The organism is Brevibacillus sp., from assembly GCF_003521185.1.
Taxonomy (GTDB): domain Bacteria; phylum Bacillota; class Bacilli; order Brevibacillales; family Brevibacillaceae; genus Brevibacillus; species Brevibacillus parabrevis.
The window spans coordinates 42,543-62,666 of the sequence record NZ_DOTK01000042.1; the positions used below are offsets into that span (position 1 = coordinate 42,543).

9 protein-coding genes are annotated in these 20,124 nt (G+C 53.0%); all 9 read left to right on the forward strand.

Annotated elements, in window-relative coordinates:
• Positions 1–15: 15 nt before the first annotated feature.
• Positions 16–4,341: a beta-ketoacyl synthase N-terminal-like domain-containing protein gene (locus DEP07_RS12410; protein WP_287102549.1), complete on the forward strand. Its 4,326-nt coding sequence runs from the start codon at positions 16–18 to the stop codon at positions 4,339–4,341.
• Between the two features lie 32 nt (positions 4,342–4,373).
• Positions 4,374–4,853 carry a type II 3-dehydroquinate dehydratase gene (locus DEP07_RS12415; protein ID WP_173597311.1) on the forward strand — a complete coding sequence of 160 codons (480 nt, stop codon included), beginning with the start codon at positions 4,374–4,376 and terminating at the stop codon, positions 4,851–4,853.
• Positions 4,843–7,263, forward strand: a complete 2,421-nt coding sequence (locus DEP07_RS12420) for an ATP-binding cassette domain-containing protein (RefSeq protein WP_242771330.1) — start codon at positions 4,843–4,845, stop codon at positions 7,261–7,263. Before DEP07_RS12415 ends, DEP07_RS12420 begins: the two co-directional genes overlap by 11 nt.
• Positions 7,264–7,323: 60 nt before the next feature.
• Positions 7,324–8,358 carry a hypothetical protein gene (locus tag DEP07_RS12425; RefSeq protein WP_287102550.1) on the forward strand — a complete coding sequence of 345 codons (1,035 nt, stop codon included), beginning with the start codon at positions 7,324–7,326 and terminating at the stop codon, positions 8,356–8,358.
• A gap of 80 nt (positions 8,359–8,438) precedes the next feature.
• Positions 8,439–8,723 carry an acyl carrier protein gene (locus DEP07_RS12430; RefSeq protein WP_173597314.1) on the forward strand — a complete coding sequence of 95 codons (285 nt, stop codon included), beginning with the start codon at positions 8,439–8,441 and terminating at the stop codon, positions 8,721–8,723.
• A gap of 62 nt (positions 8,724–8,785) precedes the next feature.
• On the forward strand, positions 8,786–9,763 hold the full coding sequence (locus DEP07_RS12435) for an LLM class flavin-dependent oxidoreductase (protein WP_122966473.1): 978 nt from the start codon (positions 8,786–8,788) through the stop codon (positions 9,761–9,763).
• 394 nt (positions 9,764–10,157) lie between these two features.
• A complete protein-coding gene (locus DEP07_RS12440) occupies positions 10,158–10,880 on the forward strand; it encodes a thioesterase II family protein (protein WP_173597316.1) in 723 nt (240 codons plus the stop codon).
• Positions 10,881–10,979: 99 nt separating this feature from the next.
• Positions 10,980–19,376: an SDR family NAD(P)-dependent oxidoreductase gene (locus tag DEP07_RS12445; protein WP_287102551.1), complete on the forward strand. Its 8,397-nt coding sequence runs from the start codon at positions 10,980–10,982 to the stop codon at positions 19,374–19,376.
• Positions 19,377–19,466: 90 nt separating this feature from the next.
• Positions 19,467–20,123, forward strand: coding sequence for an HAD family hydrolase (locus DEP07_RS12450; protein WP_173599528.1), 657 nt, complete (start codon positions 19,467–19,469; stop codon positions 20,121–20,123).
• Position 20,124: the final 1 nt, after the last annotated feature.

Below are 20,124 nucleotides of genomic sequence, written 5' to 3' on the forward strand. Positions count from 1 at the left end.
GAAAGGAAAATCGCGATGGAAAATGCTCATGCGCTCAGCGAGAAAATCGCCATCATCGGCATGGCGGGAAAATTTCCGCAAGCGGAAAACATTCAGCGGTACTGGCACAATCTGGTCGAAGGCGTGGAAGGAATCCGCTTTTTCACAAAAGAGGAGCTGTTGGAGTCGGGCGTAGACCCGGCTCTGCTCGATCGGCCGGACTATGTGCCGGCTTGCGGTCAACTGACAGAGATCGAATGGTTTGATGCAGCCTTTTTCCAATATACGCCGCGAGAAGCGGAAATCATTGATCCCCAGCAGCGCCTGTTTCTGGAAGCTGCCTGGAATGCGCTGGAGGATGCCGGACAAAGCGTGTCGCAGCTTGACGGAGCGGTAGGCGTATTCGCCGGGATCGGGGCGAACAAATATTTGACGCATGTGGTCAGCCGTCCCGACTTGCTGCGCATTTTGGACCATCGCCAAATCGAGGTCGGAAACGACAAAGATTTTTTGACGACACGCGTTTCCTACAAATTGAATTTGACTGGCCCGAGCTTTTCTGTACAGACGGCTTGCTCCTCCTCGTTGGTGAGCGTGCACCTGGCATGCCAGAGCTTGCTGAACGGGGAGTGCGACATGGCCTTGGCGGGAGGCGTGTCTGTCCAGTTTCTCGGCAAGCATGGCTATTTGTACAAGCAAGGGGGCATCGAATCGCCGGATGGACACTGCCGCTGCTTCGATGAAAAAGCGGAAGGAACTGTCTTCGGCGATGGCGTGGGCGTGATTGTGCTCAAAAGGCTGGATGAGGCCATCCAGGACAAGGATCATATTTACGCAGTCATTAGCGGTTCGGCCATTAACAACGACGGCGCAGGCAAAGTGGGATACACCGCTCCCGGGTTCGAGGGCCAGATTCAAGTCATTTCCGAAGCGATGGAAGTGGCCGGAGTGACTCCGCACGAGATTGGCTATGTGGAGGCACACGGCACAGGAACGAAATTGGGGGATCGGGTAGAGATGGCGGCCCTCAAGGAAGTTTTCAAGGAGCGCGATCCGGCCGATCCATGCTACATCGGATCGGTCAAAGCGAATGTGGGACATCTGAACACCGCTTCCGGCATCGCTGGCCTGATCAAAACCGTTCTCGCCATCCACCACGAAACGATCCCGCCGCTCTTGCATCTGCAAAAGCCGAATCCGCAGCTCGAATTGGAGAACAGCCCGTTCCGGTTGAATAACACCCCGGTGAGCTGGCGTGCGGAGGCAAGCAAAAGGGTGGCTGGCGTCAGCTCGTTTGGCATCGGCGGGACCAATGCGCACGTAATTGTCGAAGCGCCTCCAGCGATGCACTTCCGGGAAGAAGCGAACGAGTGGCAACTGCTGACGATTTCGGGGAAAACAAGTGCGGCGAGACAGCGCAACTATGAAAATGTGCTCGCTTTTCTGCGGGAAAATCCGCAAATTAACCTCGCACAAGTAGCCTACACGCTGCAAACAGGCCGGGAGTCGTTCGATTTTCGCGGGATTGTCCTGTGCCATGGGCAAGAGGCGCTTGCCCATCCAGAGAAGCTGCGGTTCGTTTGCAACGAGATAGAGGGGAGCGCGGAAGAGAAGGCGGTCGTTTTTGTCTTTTCACCAGCAGGGAGCGCCACGCATGGCAACATGGCCCGCGACTTGTATCAGCAAATTCCTTTCTTGCGGGAGCAGATGAATCAATGCTTCCGGTTCGCGGAACGCATGCTTCGGCTGGATGCCAACGCGATGCTGGACAATGATTCGCCCCACGGCACAATCGCACTGTTCATCCTGGAATACTCGCTGGCGCAGCTATGGCTTCACTGGGGAGTGACGCCGAAAGCAATGGCGGGGGATTGGCTCGGGGAGTACGTCAGTGCGTGTCTCGCAGGCGTTTTGGCTTGGGAAGACGCTTTGCAGCTGCTGTTTTTCCGCGGGGATTTCCATGCAGACATCGCGCTTGGCCAACCGACGATTCCGTTCTTGTCGAATCGAAGTGGCACGTGGATAACGGAAGCACAGGCGACCTCCTTGGACTATTGGCGGGAGCTGGTCGGCTTTTCCGGTCAAGGGATGGATGTCGCCAGCTTGCCTGCACTTGCCCAGGTGAAAAAGCCCGTGTTTCTCGAAGTCGGTCCAGGGAACAAGCAGCTTGAACGGCTGGCAGCAAGCGAACAGTTCCACTCCGCGCCATTGCTGTCTTCCTTGCCTGTTTCCACGGAAAGCGAATCCGCCTGCAAAACGCTGCTTGGCTCGTTAGGGCGACTGTGGCTGTACAAGGCGAGCATCAACTGGAAAAACGTCCATGCGCCACAGCACCCGCGCCGACTGCCTTTGCCGACGTACGCTTTTGACAGGCAGTATTACTGGATTGAGCGATCGTTCGCAGCGCCTGTGGACACATCTGGCAGCGAAAAGCGGCTGTCTCCATCTGCGCTTCTGATCAAACAGGGCGACCAGTTCATCCGGGACGGACAGGCCAGCTACACGCTAAATGCGCTCCAGATGCGGCAACTGGAAGAACTGCTGGCGAGCTTTTCTACTGACTCTCCCGCAGAAAAGCTCGAATCGCTCGCCAGCGCTTCGGCTCCCGCGCAGCCGCCGCGCCAGCAGCGACAGGAGGACATGGCCGCGTGGCTGTGCACCATTTTAGAGGAACTGCTCGGCAAGAATCCAATCGGCGTTCATGACGACTTTTTTGACTTGGGCGGCGATTCGGTGACGGCCATCCAGTTCGCTTCGCGGTTGAAAGAACAGCAGATTGAGATTGCCTCCGATCTGCTGTTTGATTACTCGACGATGGAGGAATTGGCGAAGCAAATTCGACTGGAAAGCGACAGCCAGCCGTCGACGGAAGCAGTGGCGGGGGAAGACCTGACCATACAGGAGCAGCAGGCGAGGCAGATCAGCCTGGAAAGCAACAGCGAATCATCCGGGAACGCTCTGCCAGATGTCACGCCAGGCACGCTGTTTTTCAGCATCGGTCAGGCCGATCAGGAAATTTTGCGGGGTACAGTGGATGCGCAAGAAGTGGAAAGCGTCTATCCGCTGACCTTCATGCAGCTGCTTGTCTTGAACCACAATATTCTTCACGCCAGACAGGGCACTGTCAACGTGCTCTCGTTCCCGATTGCGGAGGAACTGAGGCTCCACGATTTCCGGATGGCCTGGCAGAGAGTGATCGACCGCCATTCTGTGCTGCGAACCGGGTTTATCTGGAGAAGGATATCCAACCCGGTGCAATTCGTGAAAAGACAAGTAGAGGTTTCTATCGACGTGCTTGATTGGACAAAGCTGTCTGAGGCAGAGCAGCAGCGCGCTTTGGGCGAATGGATCGCAGAGGAACGACAAAAAAACTTCAAGGTGGATGAAGTTCCGCAGATGCGTTTCCAGCTCATCCAATACAGCAAGGCAAGCTATCAATTTGTCTGGACTTATCAAAATTCCCTGTTTGACGGCTGGAGCATGAATCTCATTTTGCAGGAAGTATGGGCAAACTATCAGCTTGGCGAATCGCTCATCAGCGAGCCGCACATGCAAGCGACTCCTTTCCTCGACTATGTGAAGTGGCAAAAACGGCAGGATGACCAGGAAGCGAAGCGTTTTTGGACAGAGGAGCTAGGCAAGTTCCGCTATCAGGAGCAATTTGTGCAGACGACACCGAGCCAGCGAAACAGCTACGTGAGTGCTGTGAAAAGTGTTGCCCTTGCGCAAGACGAGGTCTATACTGTAAGAGAATTTTCCAGAAAGAACCAATTAACGATAAATACGGTAGTCTTAGGTGCGTGGGGGTTGGCGCAAGCGCGCTTGTTCGCACAGCATGACGTGCTGATCGGGATGATTACATCGGGACGGGTCCCGGAAATCGAGCAAATGGACAAAATGGTCGGATTGTTCACAAACAGCCTGCCAGTCCGGCTGACCTACAGCGACACCGATCAGGTCAAAGCGTGGTTTGTCGCCTTGCAGAAAAAAATCGTGACCATCAGGCGCTACGAGTACATTACGTTGCAGCAAATTGCCCAGTGGTCGCAAATCCCGCTCGATTTTTTGCAAACGGTGATCAACACGCGAAGCCTCGTGTATACGCATTTCCCGTTTCAGGGGCAAGCTGGCGAGCAAAGGCCGTTTCAAGCCGAGAGCAGCGGTCAACTCCATCTTCCACTGCGCCTGTTTGTCAACCCGGGAGAGGAACACTTCACGATCCGGGCCGAATACGACAGCAACCAATTTGCCCACGACACTGTCGCGCAATTGTTGGACGAAGTGAAACGTCTGCTGGTGGCTATCCCCAGCGCTGACGGAGTCGCCGATTTGTGGGCAGAGGCAAAAAATCAGATAAAGTAGGGCGCATGCCACGTAGGAGAATGATTAACGATATGAAAATTGCCATTGTCAATGGACCGAACATGAATCTGCTCGGATTGCGGGAAACCGGAATTTACGGGACCGTCACCTGGAAGCAAATCGAGGACAGGCTGAACAAACTGGCTGGTGAATGGCAAGTGGACATCCTCTTTTTTCAATCTAATCACGAAGGGGAAATTGTCGATTTCATTCAACAGCAACTGCATGCCCTGGACGGTGTGGTTATAAATCCGGCGGGTTTCTCCAAGACCGGATACTCGATACTGGACGCGTTGACTGCAGTCGGCATTCCCTATGTCGAGGTGCACATGTCCAATATTTTTGAACGGGGCGGCTGGCATGCTGAATCGATCTTTTTCGCAAACGCTGTGGGACATGTGATCGGCTTGAAGGCCAATGTGTACGAGCTTGGTTTGCGAGGGATCATGCAGCACGTCAAGGAACAGCGAACATCGATCAGTGGGAAGGAATGGAGAACGGGTGCACATTGAAGTCTACAACGCCAAGCTGCATAATCTGAAAAACATTACAACGACGATTCCCAAGCAGCAATTTATCGTGGTCACGGGAGTCAGCGGGTCGGGGAAATCCAGCTTTATTTTTGACACCTTGCATCACGAGGGACAGCGCATTTATTTGGAAGCGCTGGGCATTGCGCATGATGTGCTGCACTACGACTCGTTTGACATGATCCAGGGACTGAGTCCGACGATTGCCGTACAGCAGAGAACGGTCAGCAATCTGAACCCGCGATCGGTCGTCGGCTCCGTCACCCGCATCCTCAACTTGTTGGCGATCATTTATGCCCAGGAGGGACAACGAGCGGGCAAAGAGGCAAGCCCTTACCAACTGGACGAATTTGTGCCGGGGCTGTTCATGTTTAACTCTCCGCACGGCTCATGCCCGGCTTGCGGAGGGCGGGGCAGCGTGGTCGAGGTGAACGTGGAGAAGATTTTGCCGTCTGAGCGCGAAACGATTGAACGCTGGCATCAGTTCGCCTACCAATTCCCCAACGCGAAAAAAGAGGAAAAGGAGTACGTGTACAAGCGGCTGGACAATTTCACCAAGCACTTTCAGCTGAGCGCGGACACGCCTTTTGCCGATTTGCCGAGGGAAGCCAAGGAAGCGTTTTTGTATTATCGCCCCAAGCGGACGCAGAGCAAAGGCCACCTGATCTTTTACGGAGTCAGTGTCGTCATTGAGGAAAAGCTGAAAAAGATCAACGTACAGCAAATTCCCGATCTGCAGACGACGCGGCCGTGCACGAGATGCCAAGGGTTCCGGCTTGGACCAAAAGCGCTTTCCATCACGATCGAAAACAAGCATATCGGACAGCTTAGCCAGATGAACGTAGGCGACCTGGCAGCGTTCCTCCGGCATTACCAGACGGCGCGGCCGCATACTCCTTTTATTGCCCATTTGCTTGGAGAGATTTTGCGCAAGCTGGATTGTCTGGAGACGGTCGGCTTGTCCTATTTGAACCTGTATCGCGAAATCCCGACGCTGAGCGGAGGGGAGACCCAGCGGCTGCACATCATGTCGCATTTGTCGGCAAAGGTTGATTCGATCATCTACATTTTTGACGAGCCTACAGCCGGATTGCACGAAAAGGAAAAAGAAAAGATCATCGAAAGCTTTCATCGGTTAAAGCAACAGGGAAATACGGTCATTGTCGTAGAGCATGATGAAAGCGTCATCAAGCATGCCGACTACATCATCGACTTTGGCCCTTTGGCTGGCCAGCTTGGCGGTACGATCGTCTATCAGGGGAGCTTCCCCGGCTTTCTCCATTCCCGCAATTCGATCACTGCCCAGTATTTGCGCGAGAAAAAGCATCCTCGCAAAGAATACGCATGCGGTGTGGACGCGTCCGCTGCCAAGCTGTCGATCCGAAACGCGCGAACAAACAACCTGAAAAACATCGATGTCGATATACCGCTGCACGCCATCGTCGGAATCAGCGGACTGTCCGGCAGCGGCAAAAGCTCCTTGGTGATCGATACGCTCATTCCCAAGCTCCAGTCATCGTTCAAGGCAAAAGCGGGCAAGCAAAAACCGCTGGTGGAGGAAGAAGAGGAGCACGACGACGACTTTGCCCATGCGCAAGCCGACGCCAAGCTTTCCGGAGCCGAAAACATTGATGGCTGCATTGTCGTTACGCAAAAGCTGGCACGCCGCCATGAAAATTCTTGCGTAGCCACGTTTTTGGGGGTGTGGGACCACATCCGGCATATTTTTTCCATGCAGGAGGAGGCTATCGCCCTTCAGTTTACGCGCAGCTCTTTTTCGTTCAACTCGACAGGCTCGTGTCCGGTTTGCAACGGAAACGGGCATATCAAAAGATGGCTGGGGCAGCTGACGTTCAGCGATCCGTGCCCTTCCTGCCGAGGCAAGAGATTCAAGCAGGAAGTGATGCAAGTTCGCTACAAAGAGCGCACGATCTCCGACATTCTGGAGATGTCGATTTCCGAAGCGCACGAGTTTTTCCAGGATCACGCCAAAATCAGCAAGATGCTCGGCACAATCGAAGAGCTTGGCATGGGCTATATCCTCATCGGGCAAAGCCTCACTACATTGAGCGGCGGGGAAGCCCAGCGCTTGAAATTGGCGAGAGAGCTGGGGAAAAGCAGCAAAGGAAGCTACTTGTACATTTTGGATGAACCGACTGTCGGACTCAGCTACTATGACACCGAAAAATTGCTGGTGATTCTCGGCAAGCTGATCGCAAGCGGGCACTCTGTCCTGCTCATCGAGCACGATCCGTACGTGCTCTCCTATTGTGACTACTTGATCGAGCTGGGACCAGGCGCGGGCCACAAGGGCGGCGAAATCATCGCCAAAGGAGCGCCCGCAGAAATCAAGAAGCTCGCTGGCTCGATGATCGCTCCCTTTTTGGAATAAAAGGCACAGCTTGCTTGTAGCCATGCACGAAAAATCCTGATTCGAAACGGAAAAGAGGAGATGCTTGTGAAGAGCGTAACGCTGCCAGTCGTCCAGCCGCCCATTTACGGCTATCAATTTTTTGCCTTTCCTCTATGTATCGTCTTGCAGGACAAACGAAGTCTGCCCTGGCTATACAGCAATTTTATCCAGGTGTGCTTCGACAAGCGCCCTGATCCGCCTGTTCCGTTTACGTTTTACATTCACGACTACACGCTGAATCCATGGCTGCACGTCGAGCAATTGCAGCGGGGCACGATGGGCATCGTCAACAGAAACATCGTCGATTTCGTTCGCGATTGCCTCTTGGAAGGCTACTATGTGTACCTGAATGTCGATGAGTTTTACATTCCCGAGCGCACGGTCTATCAAAAAAGCCATTTCTCCCACGATGTGCTGGTGCACGGAGTCGATCTTCAGAACGAAACCTTTCAATTGCTCGGCTTTACAGACAAACAGATGCTGGCCACGACGAGCGCGTCCTTCCAAGACTTTGCGCTGGCGTATGACAGCATCGCCCAGATTGATCACCAGGCCGTTTGCAATCGCATCTACTTGTACAAGGTGAAGGATGCGGGAGCGTATGAGTTTGATCTGGCATTGGTGCAGGAAACGCTGGAAGAATATTTGAAGTCGAGCAACACGTCCAGGCGATTTCGCATGGTTGCCAATCCGTGGGATCATTGCGCCTACGGATTGGACACCTATCCGTGCCTGCAAGACTATTACGAGCGCTTGCTTGCGGGCAAAGCCAGCCTCGACGTTCGTCACGTCCACAGCTTGTGGGAGCACAAAAGCTTGATGGTAGCCCGGATCAAGTACATGGAGGAACACACCGACTATCTGACCTCGCCCAATCAGCTTCGTGCGGCGTATGGCGAGATTGAGCGCAAAGCGCGGAATACGCGCAATCTCATGCTGAAATTTTACATGCAGCAGGAAGAGGCGACCTTGCATAAAATCATGCGGTATCTCGATGAACTAGCGGAAGCGGAAGCGCTGGCGATCGAGGAGTTTTTGAGCGTGCTGAAAAGGCATCAGCCGCAACTATTGTAGTTTTTCGCGTTTCCTCGGCCGTTTGCCCAAGCAGAGCAAAGCCTTTTCTATTTTCCAAACAATGAACGGAGGATACTTGGATGATAACCAAAAACGAAATTGAAGAAAAATTGGTGCACATCTACATGAGCCAGATGCAAGAGCTGCAAGTAGGTCCAGAACAAGTGCAGCAGAGCGGAGTCGATTTCTCTTCCCAGCACATTCGCTTGCAGGATGTCGGGATCAACTCGCTCGGCTTTATTCGCTTGGTGGTAGCGATTGAAAACGAGTTTGGGTTTCAATTTGACGATGACATGTTAAATGTCGAACTTTTTGAAACGATCCAGCAGTTGATTGCCTACATCGAGGGCAAAGTGAGCCAGTAAGACGACAACCGCTCGGCTCTTTTGCCAGAGCATATCATTTCTTTTGAAAGGTGGAAAAACCGATGAAATTTTATGCAGATTTACCGATGTGGCTCCATCACAATGACCAAAATCAGCTCCAGATCATCCATGAGGCCGCGAATTTGCTGGAGGCAAACGGCTTTACCGGGTCCTTGCTGTTTTATCAGCACACGACTCTCGATCCGTGGATTGTGGCGACCAGCACCTTACAGGCTACGAAGGAGCATTTGCCGATCATCGCCTTGCAGCCAAATACGATTCCGCCGTTCACAGCAGCGAAAATGATCCACTCGCTTGTGCATTTGTTCGGGCGCAAGGTGGCGCTAAATATGATCCCCGGTCAATCGCCATCGGAGCTTAGACAAGTCCATGATACGGTTCCGGCCGAAGAGCGGTTTGATCGGCTGGTCGAGTATATCGAGATTTTGCGAGCCTTGCTCGACTCGAATGAGCCTTTGACCTACGAAGGCAAATACTTCACCTATCATGACCTGCAAGTGTTTGCCAAGGTCGAGGAAGATTTGAAGCCGATTATTTTTATGCCAGGCGCTTCCACTTTGTTTCAAAAGGCTGCTCATCAGTCGGTCGATGTCGCCATCCAGTTGGCAAGCCCGGTCTCGCAGCTTGTCAAAAGCTTTGACATTCTTTACGACTCCCATGTGGAATTGTGTTGCCGGCTGGGGATTATCGCGCGCCCGACTTCTCAGGAAGCGCTGGAGATTGCCAAAGAGGAAGTTCCGATGCGCTTCATGCAAATTGTGAAAAAGCAGGGGAGAATGGCCGGATTTTATACGGAAGAAGAAGAGCGGATTTATTTTCCTGTCGAGCAAGGCAAGGCGTTCCGCGGCCCGTTGCTGGTCGGCTCTTACGACGAGGTGGCGAGCTATTTCCGCCAATACAAAGAGCTGGGAATCAAGCATGTCATTTTAAGCTGCATACGTTCCCAGGAAGATTTGCATCATGTGAGACAGGTGCTTGATCGAGCAGGCGTGATGGACGCGGTTCAGCCTGTTTCCTAAAAACAGCCAACCTTTCCTCGCATTGACAAGGAGGACGGGCATGAGGTAGTATATTCGTAATGGTTTCCATATAAATGCATTTTTGTTATTTTGAACTATACATGATATACGGTGATTTTAGAAAGATAACTTTAGCCAGACAAAAGTTATCTTTCTAAAATTTATTTGTGATAAAACTTGCCCTGCCAGATGAAAGCGAACGAGAGGGAAAGTTTTTTCCTATATCCTCGTCAAAACAACCTGATGTATTTTATTGAAGCTTAGGCACATTAGAGTAACTCAGGGGCCATACGACATGGTGTAGTGTATACAGATTCGATACACGAAATGGCGGAGCTATGCCCGAAAATAGGCTTGATCAATCATGCTTGGCTTGAACAAAGGGGAAAACAAAGTGGAAAATAATAGCGGCTCTACGGATTGCATGAAGTTGTTTTGCTTGCCGTATGCAGGCGGATCGGCCACTGCTTTTAGCAAGTGGAAACGGGGGCTGGACCCCAGAATTGAGCTGGTGCCAGTAGAGCTGGCGGGAAGAGGGCGGCGTTTTCGCGAACCTTTTTATCCTTCTTTGCCAGACGGCGTCAAAGACATTTTTCCGTTTATCAGGGAGCAGAACGGCGATGGCGAATATTCGTTGTTTGGACACAGCATGGGAACGCTGTACATTTGTGAGCTGATGAACCAAATCTGCGAGCACGGCTGGAAAAAGCCGCGCCATCTGTTTTTATCCGGGATGTATCCCCCGCATATTCGCGACAAGAAAAAGATTCATCACTTGCCGGATGACGAGTTCATCCAGGAAATCATCCAGCTTGGCGGCACGCCCAAGGAAGTGGCGGAAAACCGGGAGCTGATGCAAATTTTCACGCCTGTTCTGCGGGGCGACTACAAAAACGTCGAAAACTATTTGCTGGAAGCGGCCCCGGAAATGTGGGACATCAATGTGACGGTTTTGACAGGCGATGACGATGACCTCGTGACGGCAGACGATATTAGCCAATGGAGAGCGTACACAAGCGAATCCTGTACGATCGTGACCCTCCACGGCGGACATTTTTTCATCCACGAGGAAGAAGAGAAAGTGATTGAAATTATCAATCGCACCTTAACTGCATAAGACGCGCGTATGCGAGCAGCTAACCCTTGCCAGTGACTGGTGAAGGGTTCGTTTTATTTTGGCTGTAAACAAATTTGAAAAGGGAAATGGGAGTTTACCATGGGGCATAAATACGACGATCAGACGTATACAGGGCTGGAAATCGCTGTCATTGGCATGGATTGCAAATTTCCAAAAGCAAATGATGCCAACCAATTTTGGGACAATCTCAAAAATGGAGTCGAAGGGATCTCGTTTTTTTCCGAGGAGGAAATGCTGCAATCCGGAATCGATCCAGCGCTATGCAACGACCCGAATTATGTAAAAGCAAAAGGGTATCTGGAAGGGATCGACCAGTTTGACTCGGCCTTCTTTGATTATACCCCCCGTGAAGCAACCGTACTGGACCCGCAAATCAGAGTTTTTCACGAAGTGGTCCTAAACGCCCTGGAGCATGCGGGCTACAATCCTGAGGTGTACAAAGGCCAGATCGGCTTGTACGCAGGAAGTACTGAAAATGTAAACTGGCTGCTGAGACAAATGCTCGCTAATGAAACCCCCACTTTCAATGTAAGCTTTCGCGAGTACCTGTGCACATCTATTTCCTACAAGTTAAAGTTGAAAGGTCCAAGCGTCTCCGTGTTGAGCGCTTGCTCGACGTCGCTGGTTGCCGTTCACCTGGCCAGCCAGGCTTTGCTAAACGGCGAGTGCAGTATCGCGGTTGCGGGCGGTGTCCACATCTCCCTTCCGTCGAAAAAAGGCTACTACTATTCCGACGACCTCATTTACTCGCCAGATGGTCATTGCCGCGCCTTTGACGCCTCTTCCGCAGGGACGCTCATCAGTGACGGCGCGGGAGTGGTCGTCTTGAAAACGTTGCAGGACGCGATCAAGGACCAGGATCATATTTACGCCGTCATCAAAGGATCAGCGATCAATAACGACGGCCATCGCAAGGCTGGTTTTTCTGCCCCGAGCATTCAAGGGCAAAAAGAAGTCATCGAAGCAGCGCTCCAGATGGCGGAAGTGGATGCGGAATCCATCACCATGGTAGAAGCCCACGGGACCGGGACGAAAATTGGTGATTCCATCGAAGTCGAAGCGCTCAAACGAGCTTTTCAAACGAATAAAAAGGCGTACTGCGCGATCGGCTCGGTAAAGTCGAGCATTGGGCACCTGAATGAAGCGGCTGGGATTGCAGGCTTGATCAAAACGATTCTTTCGTTGGCCAACAAACAAATTCCCCCGTCGCTTCATGTGCTCAATCCGAATCCGAAAATCGAGTTCGAGAATACGCCGTTTTACATCAATCATTCCTTGCGCGACTGGAATCAGGCAACTACTCCGCGCCGGGCAGCCGTCAGCTCCTTTGGCATCGGCGGGACGAATGCGCATGTCATTTTGGAAGAAGCGCCCATACGCGAAAAGCGAGCAGCCACAGAGGAAGCTCGCTTGTTTGTCTTTTCCGCCAAAACGAAAACGGCTTTGCAGGAGCAAATCAGCCGCTTCAAAAGCCACCTGAAGCAACAGCCCAATATCGACCTGCGCGATGCCGCATATACGCTGCAAGCAGGGAGAATGGCTTTGTCCAATCGTGCTTATTTGATTGCGCGAAGTTATCAGGAGCTGCTTCCGCAATTGGATGCGAAAAGTCTTCCGCTCCGCACCGTGGAAAAGGGGGAAGCGACTGCCCTGTATCTCGTGCCGGAGATTAGCGGGGATGCGCACATCGCGCAACTTGCGCTCACACTGTACCAAAACTACCGACCGTTTCGAGAGGAAATGACGCAATGTCTGGGCAAAATCGGTTCGCACAGCAAGCTGGATTTGCAACAGTTGTTTGCTCCGGGGGTAAAGGACGCGACACAGCTTCGAGCGATCCACTTCCTGTTTGTTTATGCCTTTGCAAAAGTCACCTTTGCTTGCCAGGAGCAGCCTTTCGGAATCGTTGGCTTCCGAAGCGGAAATTTCGTAGCAGTCACGCTGGCAGAGGCGGTAGCGCTTGAGCATGCTTTTGTTGCTTTCCTGGATAACGAGATCACAGCGATTACGGAGAACCCGATTTCCCAACCGCGCATCCCGCTGTTTTCTGCCGGAAACGGCGAAAAGCTGTTCCGCGAGCATTGCCAGGATCGCAGCTTTTGGCATGCAGCGCTGACTGCGCCGCTCTCGTTTGCAGCCGGGCTTGCCGCTCTTTGCCAAACGCCGAAGATGATCGTCGCTTTCCTAGGAAATAACACAGAAACGGCAGGCGATTACGCTGGCTGGCCTGTGCAGGAATGGGTTTCGTTGTCTGCGTGTGAAGCTGCTGTTTGGACATGGATCGGGGAGCTGTGGAGCAGGGGAGCAACTATCCATTGGGAAGCGTTGCATAAACGAGCGGAAAAAGGGCGGATTCCGTTGCCTACGTATCCTTTTGAGCGGAATCGCTACTTTTTGGATGATGACCCGGTAAAGCTGGGGAACGCGTTTTTGCAGCAAATAAAGGAGCAAGCGTCGGCGCAAAAGGATGCCGCCGATTGGTATTACGCACCGACATGGAAACGGGCGACGTTTTCAGAATCGTCCGCAAAGTCTGCGCCAAAGCTGCGGCGGTCCGCAATCATTTTCCACGATACAAGGCTGGACGAAGCGGTTGTGGAAGCGTGCAAGCGCCATTTTGAGCAGCCCTTTTTTGTAGCTCGGAACGGCGCTCCTGTCGCTGGGGCTGACAACGGATACGGGCTGGCAGATAATAGCAAAGCAGCCTACCAAGATGCTTTGCAAGCGTTTGATCAGAAAACGCAAGCGGAACCGGATGCGATCCTGTACTTTTCGCTTTCAGAAGAAGACTTCGTGGAAGAGGATCAGGAGCAAGCAGAGCGCATGCTGGAAGCAACCTACGACAGTCTCCTGCATCTCGTACAAGCGCTGGATGAACGGGATGGCTCGACGGCGATTCAACTTGCTGTCGTGGCGAATCGTCTCTTTGATGTGCTCGGCAGCGAAGAGATTAACCCTTGGAAAGCGACGCTGCTTGGCCTCGTTCGCGGCATTCCGTTGGAGTTTCCCGATCGAAGCTGCCAGTTGATCGATATTTCCGGCCAGGAGCAGCTTGTCGCTTCTGGTCTGGTCGATCAGCTTTTGCAAGAGATCGAGGGAAGGCAAGATGAGCTGTTCGCTCTGCGCGGAAAGGCGAAATGGCTTCCCCACTATGATCGGACATCGCCCGTATCCCGTTCCGGGGCAAAGCTCAAAGACGATGGCGTTTATTTGCTTACCGGGGGAATCGGCGGCATCGGACTGGAGCTGGCCGATTACATCGCCAGCCAATGCAAGTCCAGCATCATTCTTGTAGGGCGGTCGTTCTTCCCTGCAAAAGAAGAGTGGGGCAACTGGCTGCGGGATCACGGCAAGCAAGACCCAATCTCGGTTAAAATCGCCCGCATGCAAAAGCTGGAGCAAAAAGGAGCGCGAGTTTTCGTCTATCAGGCGGATGTGTCCGACTTCTCCGCGCTTGCTGCGACACTGCGGCGCGCCCAGCAGGAAGCAGGAGCGATTCAAGGTGTGATCCATGCCGCCGGGCTTCCGGGCAGCAGCTTGATCCAGCAGGCAACCAAGGAGGCGACGCACCGGGTCATTCACTCCAAAGCCACGGGTTGCCTGAATTTGAGCCGGATTCTGCGGGAAAACGACCTGGACTTTTTTGTGCTCTGCTCATCCATCAGCACGATTTCCCCGATGATCGGGCAGTCCGATTACAATGCGGCCAATGCCTTTTTGGACGCGTATGCCGACTATCGCAACCGGGAAGACAAAGTGGCTATCACCAATCTGAAATGGGATATATGGAAAAACGTAGGGATGGCCGTCAAGTCCGGGATCGCGCCAGCTTCGAAGCAAGTGCTGGAGCATCCGCTGTTTGACTACAGCTTTCAGGCGGGGGGCAAAGAGCTGTTTTTTGCCAGGCTGAGCTTGCAGCAGCACTGGGTTTTGCAGGATCATCGCACAGAGGAACATGGGGTGCTGTCGGGAACGGCGTTGATCGAAATGGTGCGGGAAGCTGCCGGCAAAAGCATGCTGAAAAAGCCTTACGTCCTGCAAAACGTGCATTTCCACACGCCGATAACGGTACGCGAGCAAGAGGAAAAAGAAGTGTTGCTCCTGTTCACTCCGAATAGTCGTGAAGGCTATTCCTTTACAGTGTACAGCCGTATGCGTCCAGAAGCAGATACATGGCTGCCTCATGTTACCGGGACAGTCGAGACGGTCGAGCAGCCGTTTGAGACAATCCATCTGGAAGCGCTGAAAGAGCGTTGTGCCGATAAGGATGTGCTGTTTACCGACGCGGATCACAAGAGGCACGGAGGTTATCTGATCTTCGGGGAAAGATGGCGCAACATTCGCCAGGTCATGGCCGGGAAAGCAGAAGGACTAGCGGTGATTGAGCTGCCCGAAAAATATGCAGCCGATCTGGACGACTATCACTTGCACCCGGGGATGCTCGACTCGGCAACGAGCTTTTTGCTCGGCTTTATCGACAAAACAGAAATGTTCATTCCGCTGTCCTACGAATCGCTTGCCGTTTATGGCAAAATGCCGCGGCGCATTTACAGCTACTGCAAGTATTTGGACGTAGAGTTCCCGCAAGACGGCCTGGCGAGCTTCGATATCCAGATCATGGACGAGGCGGGACGTGTGCTCGTTGAGATTCGCAACTACACGATGATCGCCGTATCCGGTTCGGTCGCCGAACGGATCAGTGACGGAAACAGGCAAAGCATCACGCTCGATCTCGCCAAATGGATGACGGCAGGTACATCTGGACATGATCTCGGCCAGGTCGGCATCTTGCCGGAAGAGGGACGTGAAATATTCGGCAAAATGCTCGCGTCTGGCGCTTCTACTGTCATCATTTCCACGACAGACCTCGAAAGCCGTGTGCAGAAAAGGCGCGACAGCAATCAGGACGGATGGGGCAGGAGCGACGAGCAGCAATCGACGAGCGTACGGATTCAGGGAAAAAGGCCGCCGCTATCCGTTGAGTATGTCCCGCCGCAAACTGACTTGCAAAAAGCACTGTGCGCCATTTACGAAAATGATTTAGGCATAGCCCCAATCGGGATAGCGGATGATTTTTTTGAACTGGGCGGCGATTCGCTCAAGGCGATTCACGTCAGCACGAGCATCCGCAAGCAATTCCATGCCAATATGACGTTGACAGACTTTTTTCAGGAAAAAACGATTGAGCACATCGCGGCATTCATTCAAAACAACCAGCAGGCGAGACAGCAGGCCATAGCGCCAGTCGCGGCCAAGCCTCATTACATGACCTCGCTTGCGCAACAGCGGGTCTTTTTCTTGCAGGGGCTTGTGCCGAATACAGTGGGATACAACGAGTCGACCGCTGTTTTGCTGGAAGGATCGATTGAACCCGAAAAAATCGAACGCATATTTGCGAAAATCATCGAGCGACATGAAAGCTTGCGTACCTCGTTTCAAGCAGTGGACGGCGAGATTGTCCAGATTGTGCACCCGCATGTTGACTTCCGGGTAATCTCGCTGACATCGGATGAGCATTCCGTGGAGCGCGATGTGGAACAGTTTATTCAGCCGTTCGATCTGACTCAGGCACCGCTGTTCCGCGTAGGGCTGATCAAGCTCGGGGAACAAAAAAGCGTTCTGGCACTCGACATCCATCACATCATTTCCGACGGAACGTCCATTAATTTGTTGATAAAAGACTTTGCGGAACTGTACAGCGGCAAGTCGCTTCCGCCATTGGCCGTCCAGTACAAAGATTACGCCGAGTGGCAGCACGCGTTTGCCCAGTCAGCCGCTTACCGGGCACAGAAAGCGTACTGGTTGCAGCAACTGGAAGGGAAATTGCCTGTCCTGCATCTGCCGACAGATTTTCCCCGCCCGGCTTCGCTTAGCTTTGACGGCAACCGGATTATTGTAGAGCTGGATCAACAATTGAGCGAGAACATCAAGAAATTTTCCCAGGAACAACAGGTTACCTGGTTTATGACGATGCTTGCGGCTTATTACGCCTGGCTGGCGAGACTCAGCGGAGAATCGGACATACTGGTAGGCATTCCGCAAGCAGGCCGAAACCACGAGGACGTGAAAGAGATCGTCGGCATGTTCGTCAATTCGCTCGTCCTGCGCAATCGACCGGAGAGGGAAAAAAGCTTCCGCGGCTTCCTCCACGAAGTAAAGGCGAGCCTGCTGGCAGCTTTGGAAAATCAGGACTTCCACATTGAACTGATTTTGGATCAGCTCGACGTGAAGCGCGACCCGAGCCGCACCTTTTTGTACGATACGATCTTCAACTACCAGAGCATGAAAAACCGGGCAGAGGATGCAGGAACGCATGACGGAGACTTGCAGCTCTCTGCGTATCCGGTCACGGCAAAAACAACGAAAGCCGATCTGAATATCCATTTATACGAGACAGGCGCAGGCATTTGTCTGGAATGCTTTTACCGCACAGACTTGTTCAGGCAGGAGACGGTCGAGTACCTGTTTGCCGAGTACCGCAAATTGCTTGCGAGCATCACGCAAAATCCGGACTTGCTGATCGGCGAATTGCCGATTTTGCAGCAAAGCGAAGTGCGGGGCAGGGAAAAGGCGGTTGTGCCGTCTTGCGAGTACCAGCCCTTTTCCTTCGACGAGCCTGCTGCAACGGTCGTGTCGCGGTTTGAACAGCAAGTCGCGCAGTACCCCGACCAGATCGCCGTCAAACACGGCTCCGCTGTTCTGGATTACAGACAGCTCAATGCCAGGGCGAATCGCGTTGCCCGGAAAATCGCAGAGCGTACGGCTCAAACAAGCGGACATGCACCTGTTGCCCTGCTCTTTGGCAACACGCTGGATATGGCCGTTGCCTTGATCGGCGCGCTGAAAGCAGGGGTGCCCTTCGTGCCGCTGGATCGAAGCGCTCCAGCAGAGCGGTTGGCTTACATGCTCGGCGATACGCAATCGGCCATCCTGCTGACCGATTCGCAAAACTTCGCTTTGGCAGCAGAAGTAGCGGGCAAGGCGATGCTCGACATCACCACGATCAATCTGTCGGAAGAAACTGGCGGTGCTTCGGAAGAGAACCTGGAGCTGAGCATCAAGGGCGAGGACATCGCCTTTATCCTCTATACGTCAGGCTCCACGGGAAGGCCAAAGGGAGTGATGCAGAGCCATGCAAACGTCTACTACTATCTGGCGCAGCTAAGCAAGGAACTGCGGCTTCATTCGCAAGATCGCATCGCCTTGCTGACTTCGTACAGTCACGCCATTGGCATTCTCGATATTTTGGGCAGCCTGCTGAACGGGGCTGCGCTGCATCTTTACGATTTCAAGCTGGACGGAAGCATGCCGCGATTCGCGCACTGGCTGAATCAGGAGCAGATTACGCTGTTCCATTCCGTCCCTTCCGTCTTCCGCTTTTTCATGAAGAATCTGGACGACGCTGTACAGCTTCCCCACATCCGCATGGTTTTGCTGGGGGGCGAGGTCGTTTCCGGCACCGATTTTGATTTGTACAAGCAAAAATGCGCGGACGACTGCCTGTTTGTCAATTTCCTGGGCTGCTCCGAATTGATGGTCATTTCCTTTTACATCATGAACAAAAACATGGCCGTCCCGCAGGCCAAAACGCCAGCCGGATATGTCGTGGATGGCATAGAGCTGCGGATTCTCGACGAAAGCGGCCGGGAAGTGAGCATTTTCGAATCGGGCCAGCTTTTTTATCAAAGCGACTACTTGTCTCCGGGCTACTGGAATCGGCCGCAAGAGACGGCCAACGCTTTTGTCGGCGATCCGCGAACAGGGACGGGCAGGCTGTACAGAAGCGGTGACTACGGTCGACTGTTGCCGGACGGCTGCTTGGAATACAACGGCCGAAACGATTCGCAACTGAAAATCCGCGGCTACCGCGTAGACCTGAACGAGATCGAGAGCGTGATCGACGGGCTGGATTGCATGTTGAAAAGCGTTGTCAAAGCGATCGATGACGAGAACGGCGAGCCGGTGATTGTCGCCTACTATGTGCTGAAACAAAGCGAAGCGGAAAAAGCGATCATCGGCCAAGTGAAGCAACTGCTGCCGAGCTATCTCGTTCCGTCCTTTTGGCTGGAACTGCAATCGTTTCCGATGGTCGGCCCGAACAAAATCGACCGCAATGCTTTGCCAGCCGTTGAGACCAACAGACCGAGAAGCTCGCACATCGTTCCTCCGCAAAATCGCATGGAAGAGCTGCTCGTGAGCATCTGGCAAGACATATTGGGAAAAGAGCCTGTCGGCGTAGACGACGGATTTTTTGAGCTGGGCGGACACTCGCTGTTGCTGATGCAAGTGCAAAACCGTTTGGAAAAGGAATGGCAAACGACGATTGAGATGGCCGACTTGTTCAAATATCCGACGATCCGCTCATTGGCTTCGTTTTTACAGGACAAACAGATCAGCAAAACCGATTACTTGCAGCAAAGCACGCAGCGGGGCGAGCTGCGGAAAAGCCTGCGCCAGCAACGGGGAAAACGGTAAAAATCCATCGGGGAGACAGCTGTCCGGAGTGCCTCGCGCTTCCGATGGCTGCTCCCGCTTTGGACAATGACAGGATTAAAGGAGAAGCGTATGCAAAAAAGTGTCGTGTTTGACTTCGATGGAGTGATTATTGATTCGCTTGAGGTGCAGCGCAAGGCGTTCTATGACAGCTTTCAGCTCGTTTCCGACGGTCCGCTCCCTTCCTTTGAGGAGTTTCTTGGACACAGCGGCGATTCGATTCCGAATATTTTCGCCAAAATGAACCTGCCCCAGAGCATGGTCGAGCATTATCGCAAAATCGCCAGCTCCAACATCCACCTGATCGAGATTGTGGCGGGGATGGAAGACGTGCTGCGATTCATTCAACAGGAAGGCTGGAAATGCGGATTGTGTACGGGAAAAGATCGCAAGCGCACCATCCACATCCTGGAAGAATTTCGCTTGATCGATTATTTTGATGGGGTGGTCTGTTCCGATGATGTCACCCATCCAAAGCCGCACCCGGAAAGTCTGCTTGTTGCCATTGAGCAATTGCAATCCGGTATTGATCACTCCGTCTTTGTTGGCGACGGGAAAAACGACCTGATCTGTGCCAGGGAGGCGCAAGTGAAAAGCATCGCAGTCGCCTGGGGCCATAATTCGGTAGAGGTGCTCCAGCAGGAAGCTCCTACTTTTTTTGCGTACAGTGTCGACGAACTGAGACAGGCATTGCAAACCCTTTTTCAACACCCGAGAGTGTCATTATAAA

Excerpts from the sequence above, each read along its gene's own strand:
- DEP07_RS12410 (WP_287102549.1), top strand. The coding sequence starts at position 16 with ATGGAAAATGCTCATGCGCTCAGCGAGAAAATCGCCATCATCGGCATG.
- DEP07_RS12415 (WP_173597311.1), top strand. The coding sequence starts at position 4,374 with ATGAAAATTGCCATTGTCAATGGACCGAACATGAATCTGCTCGGATTG.
- DEP07_RS12425 (WP_287102550.1), top strand. The coding sequence starts at position 7,324 with ATGCTTGTGAAGAGCGTAACGCTGCCAGTCGTCCAGCCGCCCATTTAC.
- DEP07_RS12430 (WP_173597314.1), top strand. The coding sequence starts at position 8,439 with ATGATAACCAAAAACGAAATTGAAGAAAAATTGGTGCACATCTACATG.
- DEP07_RS12435 (WP_122966473.1), top strand. The coding sequence starts at position 8,786 with ATGAAATTTTATGCAGATTTACCGATGTGGCTCCATCACAATGACCAA.
- DEP07_RS12445 (WP_287102551.1), top strand. The coding sequence starts at position 10,980 with ATGGGGCATAAATACGACGATCAGACGTATACAGGGCTGGAAATCGCT.
- DEP07_RS12450 (WP_173599528.1), top strand. The coding sequence starts at position 19,467 with ATGCAAAAAAGTGTCGTGTTTGACTTCGATGGAGTGATTATTGATTCG.